Annotated in this window: 14 protein-coding genes; 11 read left to right on the top strand and 3 right to left on the bottom strand. The window is 63.8% G+C overall.

The features are described from left to right. Nucleotides 1-11: 11 nt before the first annotated feature. From argJ to KVY23_RS07410, 9 genes are all read left to right on the top strand, one after another. Nucleotides 12-1,238 (top strand): bifunctional glutamate N-acetyltransferase/amino-acid acetyltransferase ArgJ, encoded by a 1,227-nt coding sequence (gene argJ, locus KVY23_RS07450; protein WP_230556064.1) that lies wholly within the window; start codon nt 12-14, stop codon nt 1,236-1,238. Further along, complete coding sequence (gene argB, locus KVY23_RS07445; RefSeq protein WP_230555925.1) at nt 1,235-2,137, top strand: acetylglutamate kinase; 903 nt, start codon at nt 1,235-1,237, stop codon at nt 2,135-2,137. The genes argJ and argB overlap by 4 nt, the downstream gene beginning before the upstream one ends. Further along, nucleotides 2,134-3,333: an acetylornithine transaminase gene (locus KVY23_RS07440; RefSeq protein ID WP_230555924.1), complete on the top strand. Its 1,200-nt coding sequence runs from the start codon at nt 2,134-2,136 to the stop codon at nt 3,331-3,333. Before argB ends, KVY23_RS07440 begins: the two co-directional genes overlap by 4 nt. 2 nt (nt 3,334-3,335) lie before the next feature. Then, nucleotides 3,336-4,271: an ornithine carbamoyltransferase gene (gene argF, locus KVY23_RS07435; protein WP_230555923.1), complete on the top strand. Its 936-nt coding sequence runs from the start codon at nt 3,336-3,338 to the stop codon at nt 4,269-4,271. Then, nucleotides 4,268-4,783: an arginine repressor gene (locus KVY23_RS07430; RefSeq protein ID WP_230555922.1), complete on the top strand. Its 516-nt coding sequence runs from the start codon at nt 4,268-4,270 to the stop codon at nt 4,781-4,783. The genes argF and KVY23_RS07430 overlap by 4 nt, the downstream gene beginning before the upstream one ends. Nucleotides 4,784-4,830: 47 nt before the next feature. After that, nucleotides 4,831-6,030 carry an argininosuccinate synthase gene (locus KVY23_RS07425; RefSeq protein WP_230555921.1) on the top strand — a complete coding sequence of 400 codons (1,200 nt, stop codon included), beginning with the start codon at nt 4,831-4,833 and terminating at the stop codon, nt 6,028-6,030. Further along, complete coding sequence (gene argH, locus KVY23_RS07420) at nt 6,027-7,511, top strand: argininosuccinate lyase (protein ID WP_075840657.1); 1,485 nt, start codon at nt 6,027-6,029, stop codon at nt 7,509-7,511. The genes KVY23_RS07425 and argH overlap by 4 nt, the downstream gene beginning before the upstream one ends. A gap of 63 nt (nt 7,512-7,574) precedes the next feature. Then, entirely contained in the window at nt 7,575-10,583 is a 3,009-nt protein-coding gene (locus KVY23_RS07415) for an AMP-binding protein (protein ID WP_230555920.1), read from the top strand. A 67-nt stretch (nt 10,584-10,650) separates the two neighbouring features. Further along, nucleotides 10,651-10,863 (top strand): Trm112 family protein, encoded by a 213-nt coding sequence (locus tag KVY23_RS07410; RefSeq protein ID WP_075840659.1) that lies wholly within the window; start codon nt 10,651-10,653, stop codon nt 10,861-10,863. Here KVY23_RS07410 and KVY23_RS07405 read toward each other — a convergent pair. The 3 genes from KVY23_RS07405 to KVY23_RS07395 are packed head-to-tail and all read right to left on the bottom strand — an operon-like array spanning nt 10,838 to nt 13,003. Then, nucleotides 10,838-11,482, bottom strand: coding sequence for a TetR family transcriptional regulator (locus tag KVY23_RS07405; protein WP_374108699.1), 645 nt, complete (start codon nt 11,480-11,482; stop codon nt 10,838-10,840). The genes KVY23_RS07410 and KVY23_RS07405 overlap by 26 nt on opposite strands. Before the next feature lie 28 nt (nt 11,483-11,510). After that, nucleotides 11,511-12,266, bottom strand: a complete 756-nt coding sequence (locus KVY23_RS07400; protein ID WP_230555918.1) for an ABC transporter permease — start codon at nt 12,264-12,266, stop codon at nt 11,511-11,513. Next, a complete protein-coding gene (locus KVY23_RS07395; protein ID WP_206511418.1) occupies nt 12,263-13,003 on the bottom strand; it encodes an ABC transporter ATP-binding protein in 741 nt (246 codons plus the stop codon). Before KVY23_RS07395 ends, KVY23_RS07400 begins: the two co-directional genes overlap by 4 nt. Nucleotides 13,004-13,097: 94 nt before the next feature. On the opposite strand from KVY23_RS07395, the gene KVY23_RS07390 reads away from it, so the two are divergent. Both KVY23_RS07390 and tyrS read left to right on the top strand, forming a co-directional pair. Then, complete coding sequence (locus KVY23_RS07390; RefSeq protein WP_230555917.1) at nt 13,098-13,724, top strand: DNA-3-methyladenine glycosylase; 627 nt, start codon at nt 13,098-13,100, stop codon at nt 13,722-13,724. A gap of 36 nt (nt 13,725-13,760) precedes the next feature. Then, complete coding sequence (tyrS, locus tag KVY23_RS07385; protein WP_230555916.1) at nt 13,761-15,032, top strand: tyrosine--tRNA ligase; 1,272 nt, start codon at nt 13,761-13,763, stop codon at nt 15,030-15,032. The last annotated feature ends 582 nt before the right edge of the window (nt 15,033-15,614 follow it).

Below are 15,614 nucleotides of genomic sequence, written 5' to 3'. Positions count from 1 at the left end.
GCAGCCCCTCCGTGAGCAGCGCAGTCGAGTCGCAGACAGCGACCGGAAAACTGGTCCGCACACAGGGCGTCACCGCCCCCGCGGGTTTCCGTGGAGCCGGTATCGCAGCGGGTATCAAAGCCAACGGCAAGGCCGATCTCGCCCTTGTGTTCAACGAGGGACCGGATACCACGGCCGCTGGGGTCTTCACCCGAAACAAAGTCAAGGCTGCTCCCGTGCTGTGGTCGCAACAGGTTCTCGGCACCGGGAAGCTGCGCGCTGTGGTCCTCAACTCCGGCGGCGCCAACGCATGCACGGGGGCGGGCGGGTTCCAGGACACGCACCGCACCGCCGAGGAGGTGGCGACGGCACTGAGCAACTGGGGTACCGAGACGGGAGCGATCGAGGTCGCCGTCTGCTCCACCGGTCTCATCGGTGATCGGCTACCGATGGACAAGCTGATTCCGGGCGTCACCGAAGTCGTCCACGAACTCGCGGGTGGAATCTCCGGTGGGACCGACGCCGCCTACGCGATCATGACGACCGATACCGTGCCGAAGCAGGCTGCGTTTCATCATGTGAACAAGTGGAACGTCGGCGGAATGGCAAAGGGGGCAGGCATGCTCGCGCCGTCGCTGGCGACGATGCTCAGTGTGCTCACCACCGATGCGGTCGCCACCGCCGAACAACTCGACACCGCGCTACGCAACGCCACTCGGCTGTCGTACGACCGACTCGATGTCGACGGTGCGACCTCGACCAACGACACCGTGCTGCTCCTTGCATCCGGCGCCAGTGGAATAGCCCCGAGCCAGGACGAACTCGATGCCGCGGTCCTGGCGGTGTGCGACGATCTCGCAGATCAGATGATGGCCGACGCAGAGGGCGTCACCAAGCGGGTGCGGGTGACGGTCTCGGGTGCCGCGTCGGAGGATGACGCGCTTGTCGGTGCACGGACGGTCGCTCGGGACAGTCTCGTCAAGACCGCACTGTTCGGCTCCGACCCCAACTGGGGCCGCGTGCTCGCTGCAATCGGTATCGCGCCGATCGAACTCGATCCCGACCGCATCGCTGTCGCGTTCAACGGGTCACCGGTGTGCGTCGACGGTGTGGGTGCGCCGGGCGCCCGCGAGGTGGATCTGTCGGGCGAGGATATCGAGGTCACCATCGACCTCGGCCTCGGAGATGCGTCGGTCACGATCCGGACGACGGACCTTTCGCACGCGTACGTCGAAGAGAATTCGGCGTACTCGTCGTGACCGATTCCCAGCTCTCTGCGTCGGAGCAGGCGCACACACTCGCCGGGGCATTGCCGTGGCTGCAGAAATTTCACGACAAGGTCGTCGTCGTCAAGTATGGCGGCAACGCGATGATCGACGAAAACCTCAAACGCGCTTTCGCCGCCGACATGGTCTTCCTGCGCACTGTTGGACTACACCCGGTCGTGGTCCACGGCGGCGGACCGCAGATCACGGCGATGCTGTCCAGGCTCGGCATGGAGGGCGTGTTCCGCGGAGGGTTCCGAGTGACCACCCCCGAGGTCATGGACGTGGTGCGAATGGTCCTGTTCGGTCAGGTCGGGCGCGAGCTCGTCGGTCTGATCAACAGTCACGGCCCGTACGCCGTCGGAATCTCGGGCGAGGATGCGCATCTGTTCACGGCTTCGAAGCGCTCGGTGACGGTCGACGGTATCGAGACCGACATCGGCCTGGTCGGAGACGTGACCTCGGTCAATCCCGACGCGGTGCACGATCTCATCGACGCGGGTCGGATCCCGGTGGTCTCCACCATCGCTCCCGACGCGGATGGCGTCGTGCACAACATCAACGCCGATACCGCGGCAGCCGCGCTGGCGCAGGCCATCGGCGCCGAAAAGCTGGTGATCCTCACCGACGTCGAAGGCCTGTACACGAACTGGCCGGACAGGTCTTCGCTGACGTCGGAGATCGACGTCGACACACTCACCGCACTGTTGCCCTCGCTGGATTCCGGGATGGTCCCGAAGATGGAGGCATGCCTGCGCGCAGTACAGGGCGGTGTGCCCTCGGCCCATGTCATCGACGGTCGTGTGTCGCACTCGGTGCTCGTCGAGCTCTTCACCGGAGAAGGAATCGGAACGATGGTACGGCCGAACACGAAAGCAGGTTTCGATTCATGAGCGAGCACACCTCGACCCTCGATCTCCAGTCCCGGTGGTCGAATTCGTTGATGGACAACTACGGTGTGCCACGCATCGCCCTGGTTCGCGGTGCGGGCGCTGTCGTGACCGACGCCGATGGGAAGGACTACCTCGACCTCCTCGCCGGAATCGCCGTGAACATTCTGGGGCACGCGCACCCGGCGGTGATCGAGGCGGTCACCACCCAGCTCGGCACGCTCGGGCACACGTCCAATCTGTATGCCACCGAGCCGGGAATCGAACTGGCCGAGCAGCTGCTGGCGCATCTCGGTGCGAGCGTGCACGGTCGAGTTTTCTTGTGCAACTCCGGCACCGAGGCGAACGAGGCGGCGTTCAAGATCGCCCGACTCACCGGCCGTCCGAAGATCATCGCGGCCGAGAAGGCCTTCCACGGCCGAACGATGGGTGCGTTGGCGCTCACCGGCCAGCCGGACAAGCGGGCGCCGTTCGAGCCGATGCCCGCCGGCGTGCATCACGTTCCGTACGGCGATGTCGAAGCCCTCGAAGCAGTTGTCGATACCGACACGGCCGCTGTATTTCTCGAACCGATCATGGGGGAGAGCGGTGTCGTCGTTCCGCCGGATGGTTATCTGCTCGCAGCCCGGGAGATCACCGCACGCCACGGCGCGCTGCTGATTCTCGACGAGGTGCAGACCGGAATCGGTCGCACCGGATGGTTCTACGCCCATCAGGCTGTCGGTATCGTCCCGGACGTCATCACCCTGGCGAAGGGGCTCGGCGGCGGCCTACCGATCGGCGCGTGCATCGGCATCGGAGAGGCAGCGTCTCTGTTGCATCCGGGCAAGCACGGCACCACATTCGGAGGAAATCCCGTGTGCGCATCCGCCGCACTGGCGGTCCTGAGGACCCTGGCCGAGGACGATCTCATCTCGCACGCCGATCGTCTCGGCAAGATCATCGCGCACTCGATCGAGGGACTGGACCACGCGATCATCGATCATGTCCGCGGATCGGGGCTACTTCTGGGTGTCGTGTTGACAAAGGCGGTGGCAGCCAAAGCCGAAGCCGCTGCGCGTGAAGCAGGGTTTCTCATCAATGCGGCACAACCGGACGTTCTTCGCCTCGCACCGCCCCTGGTCCTCACCGAGGAGCAGGCCGAGGCGTTTGTCTCGGCACTGCCCGCAATACTCGACAAAGCTGACGAAACGGATTGACGATGGCACTGATGAACTTTCTCCGGGACGACGACGTCACTCCGCAGCAACAGGGCGAAATCCTCGCGCTCGCAGCCGAACTGAAGAGGGCACCGTTCTCCAAGCGCCCGCTCGAAGGTCCCCGCGGTGTCGGGGTGATCTTCGAGAAGAACTCGACCCGCACCCGCTTCTCCTTCGAGATCGGTATCGCCCAGCTCGGCGGCCACGCCGTCGTCGTCGACGGGCAGAGCACCCAGCTCGGTCGCGAGGAAACGTTGCAGGACACCGGCCGAGTGCTCTCACGCTACGTCGATGCGATCGTCTGGCGCACCTTCGGACAGAAGCGGTTGGAGCAGATGGCGACGGGCGCAACGGTGCCCATCGTCAATGCGCTCTCCAACGAGTTTCATCCGTGTCAGGTGCTCGCCGATCTGCAGACGCTCGTCGAGCGCAAGGGTCAGCTGAAAGGGCTTGAACTCGCCTACTTCGGTGACGGGGCAAACAACATGGCCCATTCGTTGCTCCTGGGCGGAGTGACGGCCGGCATCAATGTCACCGTAGCGGCGCCGAAAGAGTTTGCACCGCTCGCCGAGGTGCTCGACGCAGCGAGGGCCCGAGCCGAGGAGACCGGCGCGAAAGTCACTGTCACCGAGGACCCGTACGAGGCCGCGTCGGGAGCCGACGCTCTGGTGACCGATACCTGGACCTCGATGGGGCAGGAGCACGACGGCCTCGATCGTGTCGCGCCGTTCCGTCCGTTCCGCATCGACACGGAGTTGCTCTCCAAAGCAAAGTCCGATGCCGTTGTACTGCACTGCCTTCCCGCGCACCGTGGTGAAGAGATCACCGACGAGGTACTCGACGGGCCGCACAGTGTTGTCTGGGACGAGGCCGAGAATCGACTGCACGCACAGAAGGCGCTGCTGGTGTGGCTACTCGAGCAGGCTCGACGACCGTGAGCGAGGATGCGCCCTCGGTCCCGCTCACAGCGTCGACCAGAGCGGGTAGGCAGGCGCGCATCGTCTCTCTGTTGGCAAACCACCAGGTGCGCAGTCAACCGGAGCTCGCAGCGTTGCTGGCCGCGGAGGGCATCGATGTGACCCAGGCGACCCTGTCCCGTGATCTCGACGAACTGGGCGCCGTGAAATTGCGGGCACCCGACGGCGGCGCCGGGGTCTACATCGTTCCCGAGGACGGCAGTCCGGTGCGCGGTGTCTCTGGCGGGACGGATCGACTGACCAGGATGCTGGGGGAGTTGTTGGTATCGACCGATTCCAGTGGAAATCAGGCGATTCTGCGCACCCCGCCGGGCGCCGCGCACTACCTGGCGAGCGCACTCGATCGAGCCTCGCTCAGGGAGATAGTCGGCACCATTGCCGGAGACGACACGATCCTGGTCGTCGCCCGGGAACCGCTGACCGGCAGCGATATCGCAGACAAGTTGGAGAAGCTGGCCCGACGCGCGCAGTAGCTTCGACGCACACACCACGCACGAGCAACAATCAAGGAGTACACACCATGGCCGAACGCGTCGTCCTCGCCTACTCGGGCGGATTGGACACCTCCGTCGCCATCAGCTGGATCGGCAAGGAGACCGGTAAGGAGGTCGTTGCCGTTGCCATCGATCTCGGCCAGGGCGGTGAGGACATGGAGGTCGTGCGGCAACGCGCCCTCGATTGCGGAGCCGTCGAGTCCGTCGTCGTCGATGCCCGTGACGAATTCGCCGAAGAATACTGCCTACCGACCATTGCGAACAACGCGCTCTACATGGACCGCTACCCGCTGGTGTCGGCCATCAGCCGTCCGCTGATCGTCAAGCACCTGGTCGACGCCGCCCGAGCGCACGGCGGAACCGTGGTTGCGCACGGCTGCACGGGCAAGGGAAACGACCAGGTGCGCTTCGAGGTCGGTTTCAACACTCTCGCCCCCGAACTGGACGTGTTGGCTCCCGTCCGTGATTACGCCTGGACGCGGGAAAAGGCGATCGCGTTCGCCGAGGAGAACGCGATCCCCATCAACGTCAGCAAGAAGTCGCCGTTCTCGATCGATCAGAACGTCTGGGGACGCGCTGTCGAGACCGGGTTCCTCGAAGACCTGTGGAACGCGCCGACGAAAGACGTCTACGACTACACGCAGGATCCTAGTGCGAACTGGACCGCGCCGGACGAGCTCATCATCGGTTTCGACAAGGGCCGCCCGGTCAGTATCGACGGCCGCCCGGTGTCGGTGCTCGAGGCGATCCAGGAGCTCAACACCAGGGCGGGCGCGCAGGGCGTCGGCCGTTTGGACGTAGTCGAGGACAGGCTCGTCGGTATCAAGAGTCGGGAGATCTACGAGGCTCCGGGCGCCATGGTGCTGATTCGCGCCCACGAGGAGCTCGAACACGTCACCCTCGAACGCGAACTCGGACGCTACAAGCGTCACACCGACCAGAAGTGGGCCGAGCTCGTCTACGACGGGCTCTGGTACTCCTCGCTCAAGGGTGCTCTGGACACCTTCACCGCCCACACTCAGGAGCACGTGACGGGCGAGATTCGCCTCGAATTGCACGCTGGGTCGATCAACGTCAACGGCCGGCGCAGCGAGGAATCGCTGTACGACTTCAATCTTGCGACCTACGACGAGGGTGACACGTTCGATCAGTCCTCGGCCAAGGGATTCGTACAGCTTCACGGTTTGTCGTCGAAGATTGCGAAGAAGAGGGACATGGGCTTGTGAGCGAACAACACGGAACCAACGAAGGATCGCTCTGGGGTGGGCGGTTCGCGTCCGGCCCGGCCGAGGCCATGGCCGCGCTGAGCAAGTCGACCCATTTCGACTGGGTGCTCGCGCCGTACGACATTCGCGCATCGATGGCGCACGCCCGCGTGCTGAACGGCGCCGGGCTGCTCACCGCGGCCGATCTCGAGATCATGCTCGACGGCTTGCAGCGGCTAGCCGACGATGTCGCCTCGGGCGAATTCGTGGCTGCGGAGTCCGACGAGGATGTGCACGGCGCACTCGAACGCGGACTGATCGACCGCATCGGCCCCGAGGTGGGCGGACGCCTGCGAGCAGGACGCTCGCGCAACGACCAGGTAGCGACTCTGTTCCGGATGTGGCTGCGTGACGCCGTCCGGCGCGTGTCCGCCGGCGTCCTCGACGTCGTCGACGCTTTGGCCACGCAGGCTGCCGCGCACCCGGCGGCAGTCATGCCCGGAAAGACGCATTCGCAGGCGGCGCAACCGGTTCTGCTTGCGCATCATCTCCTGGCGCATACCCATCCTCTGCTACGAGATGTGCAGCGTTTTCAGGATTTCGACGTCCGAGCGGCGGTCTCCCCGTACGGTTCCGGTGCGCTGGCGGGATCGTCACTGGGTCTGAGCCCCGAGAAGATCGCGGCCGAACTCGGGTTCGATTCGTCGGCGGAGAATTCGATCGATGCCACCTCCTCGCGCGATTTCGCGGCCGAGGCGGCGTTCGTACTAGCGATGACGGCGGTGGATCTGTCTCGACTGGCCGAGGAGATCGTGTCCTGGAGCACTCCCGAATACGGGTATGTGACATTGGCAGATGCATGGTCGACCGGGAGTTCGATCATGCCGCAGAAGAAGAACCCCGACGTCGCCGAACTCACCCGTGGCAAGTCCGGTCGACTGATCGGCAACCTCACCGGTCTGCTCGCGACTCTGAAAGCGCAGCCGCTGGCCTACAACCGTGATCTCCAGGAAGACAAGGAACCGGTTTTCGATTCGGTTGCGCAGTTGGAACTGCTGTTGCCAGCAATCGCGGGCCTGGTCGGCACGCTCGAATTCCACGTGGACCGGATGGCCGAGCTCGCGCCCGCAGGCTTCACGCTGGCGACGGACATCGCCGAATGGATGGTTCGCCAGGGCACGCCGTTCCGGGTGGCGCATGAGGCTGCAGGTGCGTGCGTGCGTGTCGCGGAGGCTCGGGGAGTCGGCCTGAACGAGCTGACCGACGAGGAACTGGCAACGGTCGATCCTTCTCTGACACCGGAGGTTCGCAAGGTTCTGACCGTGGAAGGTTCCATCTCCTCGCGTGATTCCAGAGGCGGCACAGCAGCGATCCAGGTGGCGAGTCAGCTGGGCGGCGTGCGGGCGAGCGCGGAGAAAGCGCGTGGCTGGCTCGCGACCGGAATTTCGGGAGGCCGAAATGTCAATCAATCAGGCGCGCCGGGTTCGAATTCGGCGGTGTGAGAAGCTTCTCGGCAACGCATTGAGTGAGCGGTCGGACACAGAAGATCGAACGCAGGAGTTGTCGTGGTTGGACTGAATGCAGACGCGGTCCGTGGGCCGTTGCGCCGCGCTGTAGCAACTGCTCAGAACGGTCTCGAGGTCATCCGCCTCGGTGGCCTCGAGACCGAGGTCGATGCCTCGCCGTTCAGGGTTGTCGACCGCGAGCCGATGTACCGGCTGCGGCGGTACTTCCCGGACGACGTCGACGAGTCGCTTCCACCTGTCGTGCTGGTGCCACCGATGATGGTGTCGGCGGATGTGTACGACGTGACCACCGACAACGGTGCGGCCGGGATTCTACGCGGGATGGGTTTGGATCCCTGGGTCGTCGATTTCGGTTCGCCCGATACCGAGGAGGGCGGCTGGAGTCGCACTCTCGCCGATCATGTCGTCGCCATCAGCGAGGTCGTGGACAAGGTTTACAGCCATACCGGGCGTGATGTTCACCTGGCCGGATACTCCCAGGGCGGTATGTTCTGCTACCAGGCTGCGGCCTATCGTGGCGGCCGGAACCTGGCCAGTCTCATCACGTTCGGCGCTCCCGTGGATACGCTCGCGGCGCTTCCGCTGGGTATCCCGGCGGGTGTCGCGACCCGCGGCGCCGAGTTCCTCGCCGATCACGTCTTCACCAGGCTGGCAGTTTCCGGTTGGATGGCTCGAACCGGATTTCAGCTGCTGGACCCTGCCAAGACGGTGCGCTCACGGCTCGATTTCTTGCGTCAACTCCACGACCGCGACGCCCTGTTGCCGCGAGAGCCGCAGCGGCGGTTTCTTGCACTCGACGGCTGGGTTGCCTGGTCCGGGCCCGCTGTCGCCGAACTGTTGAAACAGTTCGTGGTGCACAACCGGATGATGACGGGCGGGTTCGTCATCAAGGACCGCCTGCTCACCCTTTCGGATCTGTCCGTTCCGATGCTTGCGTTCGTCGGCGAGGTCGACGATATCGGCCAACCGCTCGCTGTGCGCGGCATTCGGCGCGCTGCGCCTCGTGCCGAGATCTACGAAAGCACGCTGCGTGCAGGTCACTTCGGCTTGGTTGTCGGTAGTTTGGCCGCCGCCCACACGTGGCCGACCACCGGCGAGTGGATTCTGTGGCGCGAGGGACTGGGAGATGAGCCCGCCGCCGTCCACGAGATGACCTACGACGAGCACCTCGATACCGAGAGCGGTGTGTCGGTGAGCAACAGACTCATTCACACTGCGGCGTCGATCGCCGAGGTGGGAGTCGGGGTCGGACGCGGTCTTGCGTCAGCGGCCAGCGGCGCAGTTCGAGGCACCCGTGAGATGTCCAGCGAGGCAGTCCGCACGTTGCCACGCCTTGCGCGCCTGGGGCAGATGCAACCGCACTCGACGGTATCGCTCGGCCGGTTGATCGCCGAACAGGGTCGCAAGTCACCGGTCGGGGAGTGCTTCCTCTTCGACGATCGGGTGCACACCAACCAGGCCGTCAATGTTCGCATCGACAACGTGGTCAAGGGTCTGATCTCGTGTGGCGTGCGACCGTCGGCGCGCATCGGTGTGCTGATGGAGACCCGACCCAGTGCCCTGGCAGCCATCGCCGCATTGTCTCGAATCGGCGCGGTGGCCGTTCTGCTGCCACCGGGCGGAGATCTCAGCAGCGCCGTTCGCGCCGTCGACGTCGACACCGTGATTGCAGACCCCGAGAACCTGGCCTCGGCAACGGCACTGGTGGCCAACGTTCTGGTATTGGGCGGCGGCGATGCCCGCCATCTCGACGTCCCCAATGGCGAGGACGTCATCGATCTCGAAGCGATCGACCCGGATTCGGTGACGCTGCCTGCGTGGTACGCACCCAACCCCGGCCGAGCGCGGGAATTGGCGATGGTCCTGTTCACCGCTACCGACCGCGGACTCGAACCGAGATTCGTCACCAATCATCGTTGGGCGCTATCGGCGTTCGGTACGGCGACGGCAGCAGCTCTCGGTCCAGGCGACACCGTGTATTGCCTGGCGCCGCTTCATCATTCGGCTGGGTTGCTGGTGAGCGTGGGCGGTGCGCTCGCGGGCGGATCACGAATCGCACTCTCGCGAGGGTTGGACCCGGAACGATTCGCCGGCGAGGTGTTCCGCTACGGCGTCACGGTTATCAGCTACACCTGGGCGATGATGCAGAGCATTCTCGACCATGAGTGCCTCGATATCGACCGTAGTCACCCGGTGCGACTGTTCATCGGATCCGGAATGCCGGTCGGCTTGTGGAAGAGAACGCTCCGGAAGTTCGAGCCCGCACGTGTGCTGGAGTTCTACGCTTCCACCGAGAACGACGTGATCCTGGCCAACGTCGCCGGCACCAAGATCGGTTCCAAGGGACGCCCCCTGCCCGGTAGTGCAAAGGTCGCGTTGGCGGCGTACGACCCGATCTCGGGCCGGTTGGAGGAGGACGACAACGGTTTCGTCCGGATGTGCCGTGACGACGAGATCGGCTTGCTGTTGGGCCGTCCGAGTAACGACGGTGAGGTCACGAGTCCGCTGATGCGTGGGGTGTTCGAACCCGGTGATTCGTGGATCCCGACGGAGAACCTGTTCAGACGCGATTCCGACGGCGACTACTGGCTGGTCGATCGCAAGGACACCGTCGTCAAGACAGCTCGCGGCCCGGTGTTCACCCAGCCCATCATCGATGCGTTCGGTGAGGTGCCCGAGGTGGTATCTGTTGTGGTGTACGGCGTCGTCGCCGGCCAGGTGCGAACCGTCAACGGGGTCGACTATCGCGACGAGGTCGCGGTCTGTGGGATCTCGCTTCGCGAGGACAAGTCGTTGCCAGCCAGAACGGTCACCGACGCGATGGCGGTGTTGCTGCCTGTGCAGCGTCCTGACATCGTGCACGTGGTGGATCACATTCCGCTGGGGCGGGCGTATCGACCGGGCGCGTGCGACTTGCAGAAGGAGGGTGTGCCCGCACCGAGCACCCGCACGTGGTTCTTCGACAAGGAGTCGGGTGACTATCGTCGTCTCACCAAGGCGATCGCCGCCGAACGGTTCGGCAGCGCCGACGAGTCCGGTCGACGGTAGGTCGAGCGATCTCGGTTCGGTAGGTTGAGCGGGCCAGGCAGTACACCGACAGACAGTAAGGAATTTCGTGGCGATCGATCGAACACTTCTCGGCATCCTCGCGTGCCCGGAGGACAAGGGCCCACTGCTGCTGGTGGAGGACGAGTTGCTCTACAACCCGCGTCTGCGCCGCGCATACCCAATCGAGGGCGGTATTCCGGTGCTCCTGGTCGACGACGCCCGCGATGTGGACGACGCCGAACACGAGTCGATTCTCAGCCGGGCGACGTCCGGGTCGTAGGTAGGTCGCCGGTCAAATAGCGCTGCAGAGTGGGTGCGACCAAGGCCACCAACTCGTCGGCGGGCATCGATGCGATCGGTTCGAGCTCGAGAACATGTCTGGTCAGCAGTACACCTGCCATCTGTGACGCAACCAGGTTTACTCGCAGTGGCGCGGAACCTACCGGGTGATTCACGCGCTGAGCGACGTCCTTCAGTGCGATCTGCAGCAGAAATGTGCTGATCAGGTCGGTGTCACCGTCGGCGATGATCGATCGGAATGCAGCAACCACGGACTCGCCGTTTTCGGAATCCCAGACCTGAAGCACTGCGGTGGCCAGAGTGGCTCCGAGGTTGTCGAGCTGGGCCGAGCGAATCGGCTTCAAGACTTCCGCGGGATCGATGGGTAGGGCTATCGCGGCAACGAAGAGGTCTCGCTTGGTTCCGAAGTAGTGATGCACGAGTGCCGCATCCACGCCCGAATCGGCAGCTATCGCACGAATCGATGTCTTGTCGAAACCTGCGTCGGCAAATCGTGTTCGGGCCACGGCGAGGATTGTGTCCTTTGTTGTGGATTCGCCTGGTCTTCGACCGGTCCGAGTGTTGGGCCGACGGTCGCCAGTCTCGTGTGCGTTCACGATGCCCACTGTGCCGGATCAGATGTCGCGGTCACGGGGTACGCCTCCGAAGTGTCGCGGCTGCCGCGCACAGGGCGACTATCACGAACCCGAGGACGACAGCCAGATCGAGAAGCATGGCGGTGGTGACGGTGGTGTTGTTCGCGATTTCGGCGAGTGCGTCGACGGAGTAGCTCAGGGGCATTGCGTTGCTTGCGATCTGCAGCCAGTCGGGCATCTGGTCACGTGGGACCAACAGGCCGCAGAGAAACAGCTGCGGAATCACCACGACGGGCATGAACTGCACTGCTTGGAACTCGGTCCGCGCGAACGCGCTGCACAGCAGTCCGATGGCGACGCCGAGTACGGCACCGAGCATCGCCACCAGCGCCACCCATGTGACCGAGCCGGCCGTCGTCAGACCGAGAAGTCCGAATGCGACGGCGCACGCCAGTGCCGCCTGGGCCACTGCTGCTATCGAGAACGCAGAGGCGTAGCCGGCAAGGAGATCGAGTTTTGTCATGGGCGTGGTCAGCAGACGTTCGAGTGTCCCTGAGCTCCGTTCGCGCTGCATGGCGATCGAGGTGATCAGAAACATCACGACGAAGGGCAGAATCCCGAGCATTGCGATTGCGATCCGGTCGAATACCGGCGGTTTCCCTGGAGTGAGCGGTACCTCCTGGTAGAGGAAGTAGAGCAGCGTCATGAGCAGCGAGGGAACCATCAGGATCATCGCGACGGTGCGATGGTCGGCGCGTAGTTGCCGGAGTATGCGTGTGCTGGTGGCGGTGTAGATATGCGGGTTCACGACGCCCTCTTTTCGTTGTCGGACGAGCGAATGAGCGTCAGAAACGCGTGCTCGAGGTTCGTTTCACGTGTTCGGGCCAGAAGTTCCGCGGGCGTGGATCGAGCAAGGACTGTGCCACCTCGCATCAGAATCAGGTCCCCGCACTGCTCGGCCTCGTCCATGACGTGACTCGACACGACGAGTGTGGTGCCGGCTTCAGCCATCTCGCGCAGGCGTGTCCATAGCTCGGCTCTGAGTACGGGGTCGAGTCCGACGGTCGGTTCGTCGAGCACGAGCAGTTCGGGATTCCCGACGAGGGCACTGGCCAATGACACGCGACTGAGCTGACCACCCGAGAGTTGCCCGGCAGCCGTCGTGGCGTGATTGCTGAGCCCGACGGTCTCGATTGCGGCGACGATATCGGCGGGCGGTCGACCGTACAGGGATGCAAAGTAGGCGACATTGTCTCGAACCGTGAGATCGAGATAGATGCTCGGTGCCTGCGTGACATACCCGACTCTGCGCCGCAGAGCCTTCGAACCGGCGGGTAGTCCGAGAACGGTGACGGTGCCGGACTCGACGATCTGTGTGCCGACGATGGACCGCATCAGGGTGGTCTTTCCGCAGCCGGATGGCCCCAGGAGCCCCGTGATACTCCCGCGGCGAATTGTGAGATCGATGTTGTCGAGAACCGTCCGTCCGCCGCGCCTGACGACGAGCGACTCGGCGACGACGGCGTCTCCGGGTGGTTGGCTCATGCCGGTCTCCTTAATTCATCGCATGTTGAATTCACTACATGATGAATTAAAGCGCGTGGTCGGCGTCGAGTCAACGGGCGGCACAATTCGAGGTATGAAGATTGCAGGGTTGACCGGACACCCGGTCGAGGTCGCCCGGTCACTGCTCGGTGCAGAACTACGCGCCTTCGACGTCCGAGTCAGAATTGTCGAGGTCGAGGCATACGGGGGACCCGAGGATGGGCCTTGGCCGGATCCGGCCGCGCATTCGTATCGTGGGCTCACGGTCCGCAACTCGGTGATGTTCGGCCCGGCCGGCCGACTGTACGTCTACCTCAGCTACGGAATGCACATGTGCATCAATGTCTCCTGTGGTCCGGAAGGCGAGGCAGCTGCGGTCCTACTTCGAGCGGCAGAAGTCATCGACGGCGACGACGTAGTGCGCGCAAGACGAGGTCCCCGAGCGATCGCCACCCGCGTGGCCACGGGACCGGGGAACCTCGGCCAGGCGCTGGGCATCACCATGGGGGACAACGGAACAAACCTGCTCGACGCGGTTTCGCCCGTCACGCTGAACGCAGGCGCGCTCGCCCCGGGATCGGGCGAAATCGAATCCGGTCCACGGGTAGGGGTCAGTGCTGCGGCGGACAGGCCGTGGAGATTCTGGGTGACAGATTCGCCATCGGTGTCGGCGTATCGACGTAGTCCGCGAGCAACCGAGCGGGGCCCGACGCGGGGCTGAGGGGAGCCGGCGGCGCTGGATGAGAAGATTGTGCTCGTGAGTGAGAACATCATCGACGAACTGACCTGGCGCGGACTGATCGCGCAGTCCACCGACGTGGACGAGCTGAAGAAGGCGACGTCCGACGGGCCCATCACTCTGTACGGTGGCTTCGACCCGACCGGCCCGAGTCTGCACGCCGGTCACCTCGTTCCACTGTTGGCGCTCAAGCGTTTTCAGCGCGCCGGTCACCGGCCCATCGTGATGGCCGGCGGCGCCACCGGGCTCATCGGTGATCCCCGCGATGTGGGGGAGCGCACGATGAACTCCGCGGACACCGTTCGCGAGTGGGCGGATCGCATCCGCGGACAGCTCGAGCGTTTCGTGGATTTCGACGACAGTCCAACAGGCGCGATCGTCGAGAACAATCTGAACTGGACCGCTCAGCTGACGGCCATCGACTTCTTGCGCGAGATCGGCAAGCACTTTTCGGTCAACGTGATGCTGGCGCGCGACACCGTGAAGACCCGTCTCGAAGGGGACGGAATGTCGTACACCGAATTCAGCTACATGTTGCTGCAGGCAAACGACTACGTACAGCTTCGGCGTTCCTACGGCTGCACACTGCAGATCGGTGGGTCCGATCAGTGGGGGAACATCGTCGCGGGTGTCGAGCTCAACAGGCGCAAGGATGCCGAATCGGTCCACGGGATGACCGTTCCCCTGGTGACTTCTGCCGATGGCAAGAAGTTCGGCAAGTCGACGGGCGGCGGTAGCCTGTGGCTCGACCCCGACATGACGAGCCCATATGCCTGGTACCAGTACTTCGTGAACACGGGCGATGCGGATGTCGTCAAATACCTCCGTTGGTTCACCTTCCTCGATCGCGAGGAACTCGATGCGCTCGACGAGGCAACTCGGGAACGCCCGCACGCCCGTGAGGCTCAGAAGCGCCTCGCGGCCGAGATGACGACACTGGTGCACGGGGAGTCGAACACCCGCGCAGTCGAGCTGGCGAGTCAGGCGTTGTTCGGTCGCGCGGAACTGGCGGAACTGGACGAGCCGACGTTGGCAGCGGCGTTGCGTGAAACGTCCGTCGCTGAAGTCGGAGCAGGCGATGCGGACACCATTGTCGATCTGCTCGTCGCCACCGGCCTGTGCGAGAGCAAAGGTGCTGCTCGACGTGCGGTGAAGGAGGGTGGCGCATCGGTGAACAACCAGAAGATCGCCGACGAGACCTGGACGCCGTCGCCTGACGATCTCCTTCACGGCAAGTGGTTGGTGGTTCGGCGCGGCAAACGTAATTTCGCGGGCGTTCTGGTCGGGTGAGCTGACATCGAGCCGGCAGTGGTGCGAGTCACACAGGTGTGATTTCGCCCCGCTGCGGGTATCAGGTTCGGCAGCGGCTCTGTCACCAGCGGTTTCACCGTGAGCGCCTCGTGTAACGTGCGGATTTGACGCACAGTTTCCAGTCGCGTAACTTTTGTCGAGTCAGAGCGACACGGACACCGACCAGGTCTTCACGGACATGGCAACGAGGTTGTACGGGGTTCCTGATGATCGTGTAGGACAGTCTTTCCCCCAAGCGTCGGGCCTTGTGTCCGAGACCAAGTTGGGTTAGGCTGGAACGGTTGCCCCAGACTCCCGGAGATAGTGTTTTTCGGGTTGTGTGGTGTGTGCGTGTTCTTTGAGAACTCAACAGTGTGTCGATGAATGTCAGTGCCGAATGTTTTTGGTGCTCATGCCTTTTGGGGTGTGGGTGTGACATCTTCTTGCTTCATGCCTTTGTGGTGTGGGGTGGGAGGGTTTTGTTTTAATGCTAGTTGAGTTTTTTTGCTAGTGATTTGGCTCTTTTGTCTATGACTGATTTGTGGTTTCGGCCTGTGTGGTTGGGATCGTTGATCGAGAGTC

Source organism: Rhodococcus sp. I2R (assembly GCF_020889545.1).
Taxonomy (GTDB): Bacteria; Actinomycetota; Actinomycetes; order Mycobacteriales; family Mycobacteriaceae; genus Rhodococcoides.
Note: the sequence above shows the minus strand (reverse complement) of the source record. Positions and strands in the feature narration are given on the sequence as shown.

Excerpts from the sequence above, each read along its gene's own strand:
- KVY23_RS07440 (WP_230555924.1), top strand. The coding sequence starts at position 2,134 with ATGAGCGAGCACACCTCGACCCTCGATCTCCAGTCCCGGTGGTCGAAT.
- KVY23_RS07425 (WP_230555921.1), top strand. The coding sequence starts at position 4,831 with ATGGCCGAACGCGTCGTCCTCGCCTACTCGGGCGGATTGGACACCTCC.
- KVY23_RS07390 (WP_230555917.1), top strand. The coding sequence starts at position 13,098 with ATGAAGATTGCAGGGTTGACCGGACACCCGGTCGAGGTCGCCCGGTCA.
- argF (WP_230555923.1), top strand. The coding sequence starts at position 3,336 with ATGGCACTGATGAACTTTCTCCGGGACGACGACGTCACTCCGCAGCAA.
- KVY23_RS07395 (WP_206511418.1), bottom strand. The coding sequence starts at position 13,003 with ATGAGCCAACCACCCGGAGACGCCGTCGTCGCCGAGTCGCTCGTCGTC.